This window comes from Magnetospirillum sp. WYHS-4 (assembly GCA_039908345.1).
Taxonomy (GTDB): domain Bacteria; phylum Pseudomonadota; class Alphaproteobacteria; order Rhodospirillales; family GLO-3; genus JAMOBD01.
The window spans coordinates 1-15980 of record JAMOBD010000064.1 but is presented as its reverse complement, the minus strand read 5'-3'; the positions used below and the strand labels follow the sequence as shown (position 1 = coordinate 15980).

Here is a 15980-nt window from a genome sequence, read left to right as displayed (position 1 = left end):
GCCTCGGGGTCCAGGTCGAGCACCGCCACCGCGCAGCCCTGATCCGCGAAGGCCTTCGCCGTGGCCGCCCCGATGCCCGATGCGCCGCCGGTCACCACCGCCACATGGCCCTGCAGGGGCAGGCCGGCATCCCGGCCCAGCTTGGCCTGTTCCAGGGACCAGTATTCGATGTCGAAGGCGTCTTCCTCGGATACCGACAGCGACCGCCCCAGGCCTTCCGCCGCCCCGACGATGTCGACGTTGGCCAGGGCGAAGTCGGCGGCCATGGCGGCTTCCTTCCGGCTCCAGCCCAGGCCGAACAGCCCCAGCCCCGGCACCAGCGCCACGCGCGGCATGGGGTCCAGTTCGGTCTTGCCGCCGCCGTGGCGGGCATTGTTGCGGGCGAAGTAGGCGCGGTAGTCGGCCACGTACCTGGTCACAGCGTCCCGCGCCGCCGTCTTGAATTCGGCCAGCCTGCCGGCCTCGGGCGCCGGCAGGACGAGCGGCAGGCGCTTGGTGCGGATGACGAAGTCGGGCGTCCCCGGCCCCTCGCCGGCATAGCGGGCCAGTTCGGCCCCGTTGACGAAGGCCAGCACCTCCGGCCCGCCCCGGAAGTCGAGGACGAAGGGCCGGTGGCGGTTCTCGCCGGGATCGACGGCCAAGGCGGTGGCGCCGCGCAGGATGGGCGCCACCTGGGCCAGGGGGGCGATGGCGGCCGGCAGGGCGGCGGGGGCGAAGGCCTTGCGCCCCGCCCGGGCGAGGACGCCTTCGGCCAGGGAAACGAACTCGATCATCCGGTCGTAGGCTTGGCGGGCGCTGTCGCCGAAGGTGAAGATGCCATGGCGCAACAGCACCAAGCCTTCCGCGTCCGGCTTGGCCTCGATGGCGGCCTTGGCCGCCTTGGCCAGGGCGAAGCCCGACATGGCGTAGGGCACGATGGCGAGGCGGTCGCCAAAGGCGGCAAGGCAGGCGGCTTCCCAGGCGTCCTGGTTGGTCAGCGCCAGGACCGCGTTGGCATGGGTATGGTCGATGAACCTGGCCGGCAGGAAGGCATGCAGCAGCATTTCCACGGAAGGGCCGGGCGCCGCCGCGTCCAGCAGGGCCGAACGGGCCGCCGAGACCAGGTCGGCGTCGCTCAGGGCCGCAAGCGCCGCCAGGCGGCGGAGCGGCGCCAGGCGCAAGGCCGGCATGCCCGCCGGGTCGATGGCCGCCAGATCCCGGCCCGAGCCCTTGATGCGGAGGATATCCACCGTCTCGCCAGTCAGGTCCGTCGCGGTGCCCTTGAGCGAGGTGTTGCCGCCCCCGTGCAGCACCAACGCCTTGTCGGCGCCCAAAAGACGGGTGGCATGGACCTGCAGCGCCAGGTCGGCATCGGGCCCCCAGGTCTTCAAGGCTTCGGCAGCGGCGGCATCGGACCAGCGGTTCTGCATGATGGACTCCTTTTCGTTGCGGGCGAAGGATTACCCTTGCCGGCAGCGGGGCGCAAGGCGGCGCAGGAACGGACCGCCCTGTTCCGGGTCGTCCGCGGCCGTCGCCGATGCTCACCTTGTCGGAAACATCGTCCAGGAACAGTGGCTTGAATAGCGTGTATCCAACGAACATCGGGGAATGTTCGTCAATATGGAAGCGGACTCCGCGGACCGTCGACGGCCCTGGATTCAGGGCAACGAATCCAGGTTGATCGACGAGGTCTTGCCGTCGATGGCGACCAGTTCCGGCCGGTCGGGTCAGGTCTCCCGCACCCAGGCGGTGAAGCAAGCCGCGTTAACCTGAGTTCGGAGCCCTGCGGGTTCTGAGGCCCACCTTGCTTTTTCGACCGCCTTCCCTATGATGCCGGCCAGGGTTCGGGACCGGAGGGGATGATGGCCCACAAGACTTGGTTGGTGGCGATGGCGATGGCGCTAGGTATGGCTAGCGCGTCGGCGGCGGCCGACGATCCCGACTTCCTCTCCTTGGGTGGCGGCTATTTCGATTTCAATCGCCAGAAGGATCCCGGCGCGGAATTCCGCCTGGAATACCGGTCGGACTACAAGATTCCCTATATCCAGTGGAAGCCCTTCGTGGCGGGCGGCGGGGCCACTTCGGGCCACGGCTTCATCGGGGCCGGGGTGCTGTGGGACGTTTACTTCGGTCGGCGCGTCGTGGTGACCCCCAGCTTCGCGCCTCATCTTTATCTAGGCGGCGACAAGCAACTGGACCTGGGCTATCCCCTCGAATTCCGGTCGCAGCTCGAATTCGCCTACCGCTTCGACGATCGTTCGCGCCTCGGTTTGGCGATATCCCACTATTCGAACGCCAGTCTTGGCGACAAGAATCCGGGAACCGAGACCTTGACCGTCTACTATTCCCTTCCCTTCGACAAGATCGGCGGACTGTTCAAGTAGGCCGGAAGGGGGTAAACCTTCCCCTGGGCGCGCCCGTAGCTCAGCAGGATAGAGCACCAGATTCCTAATCTGGGGGCCGTGAGTTCGAATCTCGCCGGGCGCACCAATCTTTTCAATTAGTGAGCCACTTGCAAAATTCCCCGGGCATCCGGGTTGATTCTGGTGGCGGCATTTGCCCCTCGGGGCGTGCGGGCGCCCCATGGGGGCATCGCGCCTCATGAGACTCTCATGAGAGGCAGGCGATGGCGACGTTGGGCTGGGCGTGACGTTCCACGATTTTGCAAGTGGATCGGTTCTTCGCCGAAATCGACCGCAACGCCATCCGGCGCGGCGTCTTCAAAAGCGTCGCCGACCTGGAGAAGGCAATCGCCGACTATCTCGACCGTCACAATGCCGATCCCAAGCCCTTCGCATGGAACGCTCCCGCCCACGAGATCCTGGGAAAAGGTCGACCGCGCCAGAAACGCCCTCGCCAACGTCAAGGCGGGTACCAAGCGTTAGAGTCGGAACACTAGCCCACCAACACGGCCAGGATCGCCGCCAACAGGGTGACGGCGAGCCAGAGGGCCAGGGCGGCGCTTCCGTTCGGACGGTTGCCGGACAAGGCTTGAAGGGTCTCCGGATGGAGCCGAAGGCCGCCTTGTCCCAACATGGAAAGCGTGCTTTCCACATCGCCCAGCAGGCGCGGCAGACGGTCCAGTCCCTGGGCGACGCCCTTGGCGGCTTCGCGCACACGGGCCTCGGGGCCCATGGCCTGGGTCATCCAATCCTCGATCAGCGGCCGGGCGAGGAACCACATGTTGGCTTCGGGCGCCAAGTTGCGGCCGGTGCCTTCAGCCACCAGCATGGTTTTCTGCAACAACAGCAACTGGGGCTGGGTTTCCATGTCGAACTGCTCGGTGATCTGGAACAACTGGCCCAACAGGCGGGCCATGGAGATTTCGTTCTGGGGCTTGTCCAGGATCGGCTCGGCAATCGAACGGCAGGCCTGGGTGAAGGTGTCCACGGATCGATGGGCGGGCACCCAGCCGGCCTCGAAATGGACTTCGGCGGCGCGGCGGTAGTCGCGGTTGAGAAAGCTGACCAGCATCTCGGCCAAGTGTCGGCGGGTCGGTCCGTCGATACGGCCCATGATGCCGAAGTCGACCGCGACCAGGCTGCCGTCGTCGCGCACGAACAGGTTGCCCGGATGCAGGTCGCCATGGAAGAAACCGTCGCGGAAGACCTGGTAGAAGAAGGCGGCCGCCGCCTTGGCCAGCACCGCTTCCGGGTCGTGGCCGGCCTTCAGCACGGCAGCCCGGTCGTCCATGGGGATGCCCGCCACCCGTTCGGAGGTCATCACCCGCTTGCCGGTGCGCGGCCAGTCTACCGCCGGGACGTGAAAGGTCGGATCGCCCGCGAAATTGTCGCGCAGTTCCGCGGCGGCCGCCGCCTCGAAGCGCAGGTCCATTTCCATGGCCACCGTCTCGGCCAGGGTGCGGATGGACTCGACGGGCTTAAGGCGCCGCCACTCGGGACGGGCCATCTCCAGCATCTCGGCGCCCCAGAAGAACAGGTCCAGGTCGGCGCCGAAGGCCTCCTCGATCCCCGGCCGCAGCACCTTGACCGCCACCTCGCGTCCGTCGGCGGTGATGGCGAAATGCACTTGGGCGATGGAAGCGGCGGCCACCGCCTCGTCGTCGAAGGACCGGAAGAGTTCTTCCACCGGCCGGCCGAATTCGGCCACGATGGCGGCCCGCGCCATGGCCCCCGGAAATGGCGGCAGGCGGTCCTGCAATTCGGAAAGGTCGGCGGCGATTTCCTCGCCCAGCAGGTCGGAGCGGGTGGAAAGCGCCTGGCCCAGCTTGATGAAGCTGGGCCCCGCCTCGCGTAGCGCGCGGGCCAGGCGCTGGCCGGGCCGGCCCGGGGCGCCCCGGCGCGAGATCAGCCGGGCGCCCAGGACCAGGGCCGGGGCGATCTCCAGCCGTTCGAGCAGAAACAATGCGTCGTGGCGGGCGAGAATCCGCGCGATGCGCAACAGGCGGCGGAGGTTGCGCGCCGAGCGGAGCAGCATGTCTAAAGCCGCCAGCCGGAATGGATGGCGGCGATTCCGCCCGTGAGGTTGCGGTAGGTGACCCGTTCCAGTCCCGCCTCGCCGATCATCCAGGAGAACTCGTCCTGGTCGGGGAAGCGGCGGATACTTTCGGCCAGATACCGGTAAGCCTCGCGGTCGTCGGCCACCAGTTGGCCCAGCGCCGGCAAAACCTGGAAGGAATAGGTGTCGTAGAGCTTGTCCAGGACCGGCAGCACCACCTTGCTGAATTCCAGGCACAGGAAGCGTCCACCCGGCCTCAGCACCCGGCGCGCTTCCTTCAGCGCCTCGGGGATGCGGGTGACGTTGCGGATGCAAAAGGCGATGGTGAAGGCATCGAAGGAGGAATCGGGAAACGGCAGGCCTTCCGCGTCGCCGCAGGCCCAGGTCAGCCCCTTCAGCAGGCCGCGGTCGATGGCCCGGTCGCGGCCGACCGCCAGCATTTCCTTGTTGATATCGCAGACGGTGACCTCGCGCCCACCCAATTCAAGGAAGCGGAAAGCGATATCGCCCGTGCCGCCACCCACGTCCAGAAGACGCATGGAAGGCCGGGGTTTCAGGTCCTTGACGAAAGCGGCCTTCCACAATCGGTGGATGCCCAGGCTCATCAGATCGTTCATCAGGTCGTAGCGCGGCGCCACACTGTCGAAGACGGCGCGCACCATCCGCGCCTTCTCGTCCTCGGGCACGTTTCTGAAGCCGAAATGAGTTTCCCTGGCCGTCATGAGCCGCACCATAGCCGAAGCCCGCGCCATGCGCTAGGTTTCAGGCATGCCCGAACTGCCCGAAGTGGAAACCGTCCGCCTTGGCCTCGCCCCCGTCCTGGAGGGCCGGGTGCTGGCGCGCGTCGAGGCCCGCCGGCCCGACCTGCGCGTCCCCCTGCCCGACGGCTTCGCCAAGCGTTTAACGGGACGCAGGGTGGTCCGCCTGGGGCGGCGGGCCAAGTATCTATTGGCCTTCCTGGACGACGAAAGAGTCTGGCTGGTGCATCTGGGCATGTCGGGACGCATGGTGGTCACACCGAGCGCGGCCCCGCTGGACAAGCACGACCACGTCGTGGTCGCCACCGATGCCGGCATCGAAATCCGCTTCCGCGATCCGCGCCGCTTCGGCCTGATGGACCTTGTCGAGCCGGGCGCCCTGGAAGCCCATCCCTTGCTGGCCGGCCTAGGCCCCGAGCCCTTGGACGAGTCCTTCGACGGCCCGGTCCTAAAAGGCCGGCTGGCCGGCAGCCGCTCGCCGCTGAAGACGGCCCTGCTCGACCAGCGGCGGGTCGCGGGGCTGGGCAACATCTACGTCTGCGAGGCCTTGTTCCGCGCCGGCCTGTCGCCTCTGCGCGATGCGGCGTCGGTCACGCGGAGGCAAGCCGATATCCTGGCCGGGGCCATCCGCGACGTGCTGGCCGAAGCGGTGGCGGCGGGCGGCACCTCCTTGCGCGACCACCGGCAGGCGGACGGGGAACTTGGTTACTTCCAGAACGAACTGGCGGTCTACGGCCGCGAGGGCGAACCCTGTCCCGGCTGCTCGTGCCGCGAAGGTATCCGGCGCATCGTCCAATCGGGGCGTTCGACTTTCTATTGTCCGAAGCGGCAGCAGTGATGTAAGCCTGTCTTCCATGACCCGAGCGCGCATCCTCATGGCCGTCCTGATTTTGCTGGCCCCCCTGGCCGGCCACGCCGACGGATTCCTGTCCATCGAGGACGATCTGCCGCTCATGCCCGGCCTCGCCGAGGTTCCCGAGGGCGGCATCGTCTTCGATACGGCGGAGGGACGCTTGGCCGAAACCCAGGCAACGGGCGCTCTCGCCGCGCCTCAGGTCCTTGAGTTCTACGCTGCCGCCCTGCCTGAACTGGGCTGGACCCGGCTGGATGACGCCACCTTCCGCCGCGACGCCGAACTGCTGCGTCTGCAGATGGCTCCGACTGCGGCCGGTGTCGCCGTCCGCTTTTCCATCTCCCCCATTTCCGGGGGCAATAAGACCAAATGACCCATCGCACATCCGACATCCGGCTTGAAGGAGCTCCGCCATGGCTTACGAGACCATCCTCGTCGAAACCCGCGGTCGCGTGGGACTGATCACCCTCAATCGCCCCAAGGCCTACAACGCGCTCAACAACCAGCTCATCTCGGAACTGCGCCAAGCCCTCGACGCCCTGGAGGCCGATGCCGGCGTCGGCGCCATCGTGCTGACCGGCAGCGAGAAGGCCTTCGCGGCCGGCGCGGATATCAAGGAGATGCAGGCCCGCAGCTACGTCGACTGCCTGCTGGACGACTTCATCAAGGAGTGGGAGCGCCTGTCCGCCTGCCGCAAGCCCACCATCGCCGCGGTGGCCGGCTTCGCCCTGGGCGGCGGCTGCGAACTGGCCATGATGTGCGACGTCCTGATCGCCGCCGACACCGCCAAATTCGGCCAGCCGGAAATCACCATCGGCACCATTCCGGGCGCCGGCGGCAGCCAGCGCCTGACCCGCGCCGTCGGCAAGGCCAAGGCCATGGACCTTATCCTCACCGGCCGCCAGATGGGCGCGGAGGAAGCCGAGCGCGCCGGCTTGGTGGCCCGCATCGTCCCCGCCGACAAGCTGTTGGAAGAAGCGCTGAAGACCGCCGAGACCATCGCCGGCCTGTCCCTGCCTGCCGTCATGATGGCCAAGGAGGCGGTCAACCGTGCCTTCGAGACCACCCTTTCCGAGGGCGTGCGCTTCGAGCGCAAGCTGTTCCACGCCACCTTCGCCACCGCCGACCAGAAGGAAGGCATGGCGGCCTTCGCCGAGAAGCGCAAGCCCAACTTCACCCACGGCTGAAGCGGGATACACCAAACCGGTTGACGGGCGGAGGCTGGCTGGCTATAAGCCTGCCTTCGTTTCGCGACCCCTGCTGACACAAAGGTTCCGAGAATGGCTAATCACAAGTCGGCCGAAAAACGCGCCCGCCAGACTGCCCGACGCACCGCCGTCAACCGCGACCGCCTCGGCCGCATCCGGACCCATGTCCGCAAGGTCGAGGAAGCCATCGCCGCCGGCGACAAGGCCAAGGCCCAGGAGGCGTTCCGCGCCGCCCAGCCCGAGATGATGCGGGGCACCCAGGCCCATGTGCTGCACAAGAACACGGTGTCGCGCAAGCTGTCGCGCTTGGCGGCTCGCATCAAGGCCATGCAGGCCTAGCAAAGCCCCTGCCAATTTCGGGGAGGGCTGCGGAATCCATTGATTCCGCAGCCTTTTTTGCGTCGATTGCGTGGATGTCGGCGCGCTGGTTCGAGTCTCGGTTGTCAAGCGATTTATTTTCTCCGGGTGTGATTTCGCCGGCTTGCCAGGGTCCGGGCCGCTGGGTACAGTCAGCCCAACGACGGCGTGGGGCCGGAGGGCCGGAACGGGCTCCGATAGGTTTTTGCAGCCGTCCCATCAACAAAAAATCTTCAGCCCCCTAGAAACGGGGGGATAGGTTCAGGAAGAACCGTTTGTTATTGGGAACTAATTCGTCGTTATCGACCAGCAAGACATTTGGGGATGGCTGGTCTTTTCTTGAGTGTCCGTCCGACGAATGTCGGGAATTCTCCTGATAACCGGATGGACGCTTTGGATGTCGCTGCCGGTGTGATCGCAAGGGCAGCGGGGTTCGGAAGGAAAGACCGGCGGCAAGACAATACCGGGGGCAATCAATCCCATGGATGCACAGTGGCTACGGGTTCGCGAGCGCCTGAAGACCGAGATCGGCGACACGGCCTACCAGAGTTGGATCAAGCCCATGACTCTCCGCGAAATCGGCGCGGGGCGCGTGCGCATTTCCGTGCCGACGCGGTTCATGCGCGATTGGGTGGTCGCCCATTACGCCGAACGCCTGCGCCGGATTTGGATCGAGGAAGAGCCGGGCGTCAAGGTGATAGACGTCTTCGTTCAGTCGGACCGCGAGGGCCAGGCGACCGGCGCGTCGCCGGACAAGGTCGCCGCCAAGCCCGCCTCCCCTGTCGATGTCGAGCGCGAGGATATCGGCGCGCCTCTCGACCCACGCTTCACCTTCGACAGCTTCGTGGTCGGCAAGCCTAACGAGTTTGCCCACGCGGCGGCAACCCGGGTGGCCGATGCTCCCATGCCTCCCTTCAACCCGCTGTTCCTTTATAGCGGCGTCGGTCTGGGCAAGACCCATTTGATGCATGCCATCGCCCACGGCATCCGCGAGCGCAATCCCAAGCGCACCGTGGTCTACCTGTCGGCCGAGAAGTTCATGTACCGCTTCATCCGGGCATTACGCGAACAGAACACCGTAGACTTCAAGGAACAATTCCGTTCTGTGGATGTCCTGATGATCGACGACGTGCAGTTCATCAGCGGCAAGGAGTCCACCCAGGAGGAGTTTTTCCACACGTTCAACGCCCTGATGGACCAGGGCCGACAGATCATCATCTCGGCCGACAAATCGCCTTCCGACCTGGAAGGGATCGAGGAGCGCCTCAAGTCGAGGCTCAACTGCGGTTTGGTGGCCGATATCCACGCCACCACCTACGAATTGCGGCTTGGCATCCTGGAATCCAAGGCCGAACGCCTGGGTGTCGAAGTTCCGCGCAAGGTGATGGAGTTCCTGGCCCACAAGATCGTGTCCAACGTCCGCGAACTGGAAGGGGCGTTGAACCGCGTGGTCGCCCATTCGCAACTGGTCGGGCGCGAGATCAGCCTGGAGACCACTCAGGAGGTTCTGCACGACCTGCTGAAGGCCAGCGATCGCCGCATCACCATCGAGGAAATCCAGAAGCGGGTCGCCCAACACTTCAATATCCGGCTATCCGACATGCACTCGGCCCGCCGGGCCCGCGCTGTGGCGCGTCCGCGCCAAGTGGCCATGTACTTGGCCAAGCAGCTCACCTCCCGTTCCTTGCCCGAGATCGGGCGCCGCTTTGGTGGGCGCGACCACACCACGGTCATGCACGCCGTGCGCAAGGTGGACGAACTGCGCGAACGGGACACCGCCTTCGCCGAGGACGTCGAACTGCTCCGGCGTATGCTGGAAGGCTGAGAATCGATCGGCGATCTCCTGGAAGGGAAGAGGCGAGGCGTTGCCGGTTGGCGCGTTCCTTCCGCGATGGCCACGCCTTCCGGCGGTAGCCGCGGTCGCGTAGCGATCTTGTGCCTAACGGACAAATGAAAAAAATCACTTTGTTCGCATAAAAGACCTTGACCACGGTTATCTGTGGTCCTATTGTCGCTCTCGTGACCGGGATGAGTGTGCCCGGCGCCAGCCCGCCGTCCCGGCAACCGCCGCGACGGCTTTTCTTTTTTCACGGGCAGAGACTCCCTGTGGGCTCGACGGGCCAACAGGGCTGCCGACCGATGCCGTCAAAGCGTCGGGCGGCGAAGCTAGCGGATGATCGCCCAATCCCGCCCCGGCCCACTGCGGCCGGGGCTTTTCGTTTCTCCTTCGTTCCCATGGACAACCGGCCGGCCTTGCCCGCCGGCCCAGGGGAGCGCGCCTGCCGCCGTCCGGCGGGATATCCCACAACCGGACAGCGGCAGGCAACCCGGCCCCCCTCGCGGGGCCGGGATTTTTCACCCCAAAAACCTGACATCAGGAGAAAGTCTACATGTCGACGACCATTGCCAATGCCTTCACGAAACAGTTCGAGGGCGAGGTCCATTCCGCCTACCAGGCCATGGGCTCCAAGCTGCGCAACACCGTGCGGGTCAAGAACAGCGTGATCGGCGCCACTACCGTCTTCCAGAAGGTCGGCAAGGGCACCGCTTCCACCAAGGCGCGGCACGGCAAGGTCCCCGTGATGAACGTGGACCACGACACCGTGGAATGCCAGCTCTACGACTACTACGCCGGAGACTGGGTCGACTCGCTCGACGAGATCAAGACCAACATGCCGGAACGCTCGGTGGTCGCCAAGGCGGGGGCCTATGCCCTCGGCCGCAAGACCGACGAGTTGATCATCGCCCAGCTCGACACCTCCACCAACTACGCCGGCGCCGACACCGACGGGCTGACCAAGGCCAAGGTGCTGACCGCCTTCGAGATGCTGGGCGGTGCCGACGTGCCCGACGACGGCGAACGTTTCGCCATCGTCGGCTGGAAGCAGTGGAGCGACCTGCTGGGCATCGAGGAGTTCGCCAACGCCGACTACGTAGGCGACGGCGACCTGCCCTGGAAGGGCACCCAGGCCAAGCGCTGGCTGGGCGCCCTGTGGATGCCGCATTCCGGCCTGACCAAGGCCGGCAGCGTGCGCCACTGCTACTGGTACCACAAGACGGCGGTGGGCCATGCCATCGGCAAGGATGTCAAGACCGACACCACCTGGCACGGCGACCGGGCGGCCTATTTCATCAACAACATGATGAGCATGGGCTGCTGCCTGATCGACCCCACCGGCGTCGCTTCCATGCGTTGCCTCGAGTCCTAAGGCGGACGGCTCCGGGGGGAGGGATGACATCCCGCCCTCCGGGGCTCCCCTTCCATTCAAGGAGAGAACCATGTCTTACGAGTCCAAGAACCTCAGCGTGCTGGCCTATGCCAACGGCTTCACGCTCTGGCACTATGCCTCCACCGATACCGCGGCCGCCGCGGAGGGCGCGGGCTACTTCAACAACGCCGCCGACATGCTGCGGGTCGGCGACATGATCATGGCCAACCTGGACACCGACGGCACTGCGGCCTCCGGCGTCCTGCTGGTCGCGTCGAACGTCGGCGGCACCGTCGGCGTCTCCGAACTGACCACGTTCGGCGGCGGCGCCTAAGGCCGTTCAACATACCGGCGTCCCCTAGGCCCAAAGCCCCGGGGACGCCGGAATCGTCCTTCACTTCGCCTTGGCCTGCTACGAGGGCCCCGCCCAAGACCAACGGCAAGGCCTTTCCTTGCACCCTGCCCATAGCTCCACTAACCTGCAGCCATGACCAGCCCCGCCCGCCCCATCGGCGACCGCGACGTCGCCTGTCTCGCCCATCCCTACACCAACCTGAAGACCCACGCGGCCACCGGACCGCTGGTCATAGGCCGCGGCCAGGGGATACGTATCTACGACCAGGCGGGCAAGGAATACATCGAGGCCATGGCCGGCCTCTGGTGTACCTCGCTGGGCTGGGGCCAGGAGCGCCTGGTGGAGGCCGCCGCCCAGGCCATGCGGCGGCTGTCCTTCTACCACAGCTTTTCCGGCCGGGTGCCGGACGTGACGGTGGAACTGGCCGAACGCCTGCTGGACCTGGCCCCGGTTCCCATGTCCAAGGTGCTGTTCGCCGGCTCGGGCTCGGAATCCAACGACACCGCGGTCAAGCTGATCTGGTACTACAACAACGCCCGCGGCCGGCCGGCCAAGAAGAAGATCGTTTCCCGCCACAAGGCCTACCACGGGGTCACGGTGGCCACCGGCAGCCTGACCGGCCTGCCCGCCAACCACCGCGACTTCGACCTGCCCATTGCCGGCATCCTGCATGCGGGCTGCCCGCATCACTATCGCTTCGGCCGCCCCGCCGAAACCGAGGAGGCCTTCGCCACCCGCCTGGCGGAAGAACTGGAGGCGATGATCCTCAAGGAAGGCCCCGACACGGTGGCCGCCTTCTTCGCCGAGCCGGTGATGGGCGCCGGCGGGGTCATCGTGCCGCCCGCCGGCTATTTCGCCAAGGTGCAGGCCGTCCTGAAGAAGTACGACGTGCTGTTCGTCGTCGACGAGGTGATCTGCGGCTTCGGGCGCACCGGCAACCGCTGGGGCAGCCAGACCTTCGACCTGAAGCCCGATCTCTTGACCACGGCCAAGGCGCTGTCGTCGGGCTATGCGCCAATCTCCGCCCTGCTGATATCGGAACCCATCTGGCAGGCCATGGTGGAGGAAAGCGCGAAGATCGGCATCTTCGGGCACGGCTACACCTACGGCGGCCATCCGGTATCGGCGGCGGTGGCCCTGGAGACGTTGAAAATTTATGACGATCTCAATATCCTGGACCACGTCCGCGCCCTGGCGCCGCGGCTGCAAGACGGTCTCGGGCGCTTCGCGGACCACCCCATGGTGGGCGATGTCCGGGGGGTGGGGTTGGTGGGCGCGGTGGAACTGGTGCGGGACAAGGCGAGCCGGGAATCCTTCGATCCGACCCAGGGCGTCGGCGCCACCTTGGTGCGCCACGCCCAGGCAGGCGGCTTGATCCTGCGGGCCTTGGGGGATAGCATCGCCTTTTCGCCGCCCCTGGTGGCGAGCGAAGCGGAGATCGACGAGATCCTGGCGCGCTTCGGGCGCGCCCTGGACGAGACCTGGGCCTGGGTGCGAAACCAAGGCCTGGCGTGAGGGAGGAACGGGCCGGCGCAATGCCGGGAAGGGTGCAGCGATGGACTACGAGCGCTTCTTCCAAGACAAGATCGCGGAGTTGAAGACCGAAGGCCGCTACCGCATCTTCGCCGACCTGGAAAGGCAGGCGGGCCGCTTTCCGCGCGCCATGTTCCATGCGGACGACGGCAGCGTCCGCGAGATCACGGTCTGGTGCTCCAACGACTACCTGGGCATGGGCCAGCACCCGGACGTGCTGGCGGCCATGAAGGAAGCGGTGGATCGCTGCGGCGCCGGGGCCGGCGGCACTCGCAACATCTCGGGCACCAACCACTACCACGTGATGCTGGAACGGGAACTGGCCGACCTGCACGGCAAGGAGGCCGCCCTGCTGCTGGGGTCCGGCTGGATGGCCAACCTGACGGCGCTGTCCACCCTGGGCGCCATGGTCCCCGATTGCGTGGTCTTCTCGGACGAGAAGAACCACAATTCGATGATCGAGGGCATCAAGCATTCCCGCGCCGAAAAGCGCGTCTTCCGCCACAACGATCCCGAACACCTGGACAAGCTGCTAGGCGAATACCCGCGCGAGCGGGCCAAGCTGGTGGCCTTCGAATCCGTCTATTCCATGGACGGCGACATCGCCCCCATCAAGGAGCTCTGCGACGTCGCCGAGAAGCATAACGCCATGACCTTCATCGACGAGGTGCACGCGGTCGGCATGTACGGCCGGCGCGGCGCGGGCGTCGCCGAACGGGACGGCCAAATGGACCGGTTGACGGTCATCCAGGCCACGCTCGCCAAAGCCTTCGGCGTGGTGGGCGGCTATATCGCCGGTTCGGCGGCCATGGTGGATTTCGTGCGCTCCTTCGGGGCCGGGTTCATCTTTTCCACCTCCCTGCCGCCTTCGGTGGCCGCCGCGGCTCGGGCCAGCATCCGCTTCCTGAAGGACCATAACGAGGTGCGCGAACGTCACCAGGAACGCGCCTCCACTCTGCGCCGCCGCCTGACCGAGATCGGCATTCCGGCGATGCCCACCGTCAGCCATATCGTGCCGGTCATGGTGGGCGACGCGGTGCTGTGCAAGAAGGCGAGCGACGAACTGCTGCTCCTGCACGGCATCTACGTGCAGCCGATCAACTACCCGACGGTGGCGCGCGGCGCCGAACGCCTGCGCTTCACCCCCACGCCCCTCCATAGCGACGCCGACATGGATCACTTGGTCAAGTCGATCCAGGAAGTCTGGACCCGCCTGGGCTTGGCCCGCATCGCCAAGGCGGCGGAGTAGGAACAACCCATCTGCTGGAGAGTGGCACCGACATCCGCATCATTCAGGTGCTGCTGGGCCACAACAATCTGTCGACCGCGGCGCGCTATCCCCATCGTGTCGCCATCGCCAACAGTCGTCTGGTCGCACTGGAAGAGGGGCGGATCAGCTTCCGCTGCCCGCCGAGGGAAAACAGTCCTCCAGTCGGCCACGAACGACCGATGTGTTACCTAAGCCGGTCATTTCAATTTGTTATCGACACAGGGTTGTTGCGGCCCGATTCGGGGCTTTTCCGAATGGATTCTTCCCCCCCCGGCCGGGAACCGCCAAGAAATGCCATTGTTTTCATGGCGTTAAAAGTTTTTTAAGCAAACTCTTCCTATCGAGGGGTGTCTTGCGATACAAGGAATTCGCTTGAATGGCGTGGTGCGACTCCATGGGACTCGGAGTTTGAATCCCGCCTTTCGGGCGTCCGATGGGGCCTGGGGGGGCGGACCGTCAGGAATTCTTGGAACCTTCGGGGGTTCGGATGATGAGGATGCGTCTGGGGCTGTTGGCGGCGGTGGCGGGCTTCGCGCTCGTTCTGGCAAGCCCAGTCCTGGCGGAAAGCGATCTGAAGAAGGCGCTGACGGCGGCGATGAGCAATCATGCCCGCATCAAGCAGATCGAAGCCAGCGTGGCCGCCTCCCAGGAAAACATCGAGGTCGAACGGGGTGCCTGGTATCCCAAGTTCGACTTGACCACCTATTACGGGCACGAGCAGCAGAAGAAGGGCGCCGGCGTCGCCGACACCCATCTGCCCGCCCGTAGCGTCGACACCAAGGTCACGCAGCAGATCTACGACTTCGGCGTCGCCAACGCCAATATCGACAAGGCCGACCTGAAGTATCAGATCGCCGTGGAAAACGGCCGTGCCGTTCGCCAGAAGCTGATCTTCGACGGCGTCCAGGCCTACCTGGAAGTCATCAAGGCATCCAAGACCCTCGATTTCGCCCGCGGTTCGGAAGAAAACGTCAAGCGCCAGACGGAACTGGAAGACGCCCTGGTCCAGAAGGGCGCCGGCTATTCCACCGACGTCCTGCAAGCCAAGACCCAGTTGGCCGAGGCGCGCACCCGCCGGGTGCAGGCGGAAGGCACCCTGCGGGTCGCGCTCAACAAATACCGCGGCGTGTTCGACACCGTCCCGACCGACCTGGATCGCTTGGTGCCGCCGCGCACGCCGCTGGAACTGATCCCGGAAAAGATCGAGACGGTGATCGATCTGGCCATGAAGGAACATCCGCAGTTGCGTGCCACCCACCTGGAAATGCTGGCGGCCAAGGAAGACGTGTCCATCGCCTATTCCAGCAAGTTCGGGCCCAAGCTGAACGGCGTCGCCCAGAGCAAGTGGAAGAACGACGACGCCGGTACCATCGGCTCCAAGATCGAACAGATCGTCAAGGTCGAGATGACCTACGACTTCAATCTCGGCTTCACCGCCCTGAACTCCATCCGCGCCGCCAAGCATACCGAGACCGGTGCCGAAAGCCGTTACGTCGACCAGAAGGGGACCATCGAGGAACAGTCCCGCACCGCCTGGGACAACCTGCTGACCGCCCGCGAGAACGCGGAGCACTTCCGCAACATGGCCAACATCGCGGCCGAGTATCTGTCGCTGGCCCGCAAGGAACGCCAACTGGGCCGCCGTTCCCTGATCGACGTGCTGGCCGGCGAAACCTCGCTGATCAACGCCAACAGCGACGCGACGGCTGCCGAAATGGACGTTGCCGTGGCGGCCTACACCCTGATGCTGATGATGGGCAAGCTCGACTTGAGCCTCATCGAGTAGCGGGCGGTGTGCGTACCGTCACGTTCCGGACGGGCGCGCTCGACTTGGCGGGTGCCGAGGATCATAATGACAGTCGATGGGATGGCGGGTGGGGCGCGGCAGGCGAGAGGATGCGAGCATGTCCTTGCTTAACGAATCCGACCAGGACGGCGGGCTGATCCAACTGGCGCAGGCGGGGCGCGGCTCTTTGGGCGAGCCGATCGGCAAGGTGGAC

14 protein-coding genes, 1 tRNA gene and 1 pseudogene are annotated in these 15980 nt (G+C 65.7%); 13 read left to right on the top strand and 3 right to left on the bottom strand.

Annotated features, from left to right (window positions below; translation table 11 throughout):
* On the bottom strand, positions 1–1409 hold a 1409-nt coding region (locus H7841_15235), incomplete at its 3' end, for an SDR family NAD(P)-dependent oxidoreductase (protein MEO5338226.1).
* A gap of 432 nt (positions 1410–1841) precedes the next feature.
* On the opposite strand from H7841_15235, the gene H7841_15230 reads away from it, so the two are divergent.
* From H7841_15230 to H7841_15220, 3 genes and pseudogenes are all read left to right on the top strand, one after another.
* On the top strand, positions 1842–2363 hold the full coding sequence (locus tag H7841_15230) for an acyloxyacyl hydrolase (protein ID MEO5338225.1): 522 nt from the start codon (positions 1842–1844) through the stop codon (positions 2361–2363).
* 29 nt (positions 2364–2392) lie between these two features.
* Positions 2393–2469 (top strand) — tRNA-Arg (locus H7841_15225).
* Between the two features lie 178 nt (positions 2470–2647).
* Positions 2648–2878: pseudogene (locus H7841_15220) on the top strand (hypothetical protein).
* Here H7841_15220 and ubiB read toward each other — a convergent pair.
* Positions 2875–4413, bottom strand: a complete 1539-nt coding sequence (gene ubiB / locus H7841_15215) for a 2-polyprenylphenol 6-hydroxylase (GenBank protein ID MEO5338224.1) — start codon at positions 4411–4413, stop codon at positions 2875–2877. The pseudogene H7841_15220 and the gene ubiB overlap by 4 nt on opposite strands.
* Positions 4414–4418: 5 nt before the next feature.
* Positions 4419–5159, bottom strand: a complete 741-nt coding sequence (gene ubiE / locus H7841_15210) for a bifunctional demethylmenaquinone methyltransferase/2-methoxy-6-polyprenyl-1,4-benzoquinol methylase UbiE (protein MEO5338223.1) — start codon at positions 5157–5159, stop codon at positions 4419–4421.
* A gap of 46 nt (positions 5160–5205) precedes the next feature.
* Here ubiE and mutM point away from each other — a divergent pair, with 46 nt between their 5' ends.
* The 10 genes from mutM to H7841_15160 all read left to right on the top strand — a co-directional run bounded on the left by mutM (position 5206) and on the right by H7841_15160 (position 15766).
* Positions 5206–6033, top strand: coding sequence for a bifunctional DNA-formamidopyrimidine glycosylase/DNA-(apurinic or apyrimidinic site) lyase (mutM, locus tag H7841_15205; GenBank protein ID MEO5338222.1), 828 nt, complete (start codon positions 5206–5208; stop codon positions 6031–6033).
* A gap of 16 nt (positions 6034–6049) precedes the next feature.
* Positions 6050–6421 carry a hypothetical protein gene (locus H7841_15200; GenBank protein MEO5338221.1) on the top strand — a complete coding sequence of 124 codons (372 nt, stop codon included), beginning with the start codon at positions 6050–6052 and terminating at the stop codon, positions 6419–6421.
* Positions 6422–6461: 40 nt separating this feature from the next.
* A complete protein-coding gene (locus H7841_15195; protein ID MEO5338220.1) occupies positions 6462–7235 on the top strand; it encodes an enoyl-CoA hydratase in 774 nt (257 codons plus the stop codon).
* 93 nt (positions 7236–7328) lie between these two features.
* Entirely contained in the window at positions 7329–7595 is a 267-nt protein-coding gene (gene rpsT, locus H7841_15190) for a 30S ribosomal protein S20 (GenBank protein MEO5338219.1), read from the top strand.
* Between the two features lie 499 nt (positions 7596–8094).
* Entirely contained in the window at positions 8095–9438 is a 1344-nt protein-coding gene (gene dnaA, locus H7841_15185; protein MEO5338218.1) for a chromosomal replication initiator protein DnaA, read from the top strand.
* Positions 9439–10003: 565 nt separating this feature from the next.
* Positions 10004–10822 (top strand): phage capsid protein, encoded by an 819-nt coding sequence (locus H7841_15180; protein ID MEO5338217.1) that lies wholly within the window; start codon positions 10004–10006, stop codon positions 10820–10822.
* A 70-nt stretch (positions 10823–10892) separates the two neighbouring features.
* Positions 10893–11156, top strand: a complete 264-nt coding sequence (locus H7841_15175; protein MEO5338216.1) for a hypothetical protein — start codon at positions 10893–10895, stop codon at positions 11154–11156.
* Between the two features lie 153 nt (positions 11157–11309).
* Positions 11310–12692 (top strand): aspartate aminotransferase family protein, encoded by a 1383-nt coding sequence (locus H7841_15170; GenBank protein ID MEO5338215.1) that lies wholly within the window; start codon positions 11310–11312, stop codon positions 12690–12692.
* A 40-nt stretch (positions 12693–12732) separates the two neighbouring features.
* Positions 12733–13959: a 5-aminolevulinate synthase gene (gene hemA, locus H7841_15165; GenBank protein ID MEO5338214.1), complete on the top strand. Its 1227-nt coding sequence runs from the start codon at positions 12733–12735 to the stop codon at positions 13957–13959.
* 508 nt (positions 13960–14467) lie between these two features.
* Positions 14468–15766, top strand: a complete 1299-nt coding sequence (locus tag H7841_15160) for a TolC family protein (GenBank protein ID MEO5338213.1) — start codon at positions 14468–14470, stop codon at positions 15764–15766.
* The last annotated feature ends 214 nt before the right edge of the window (positions 15767–15980 follow it).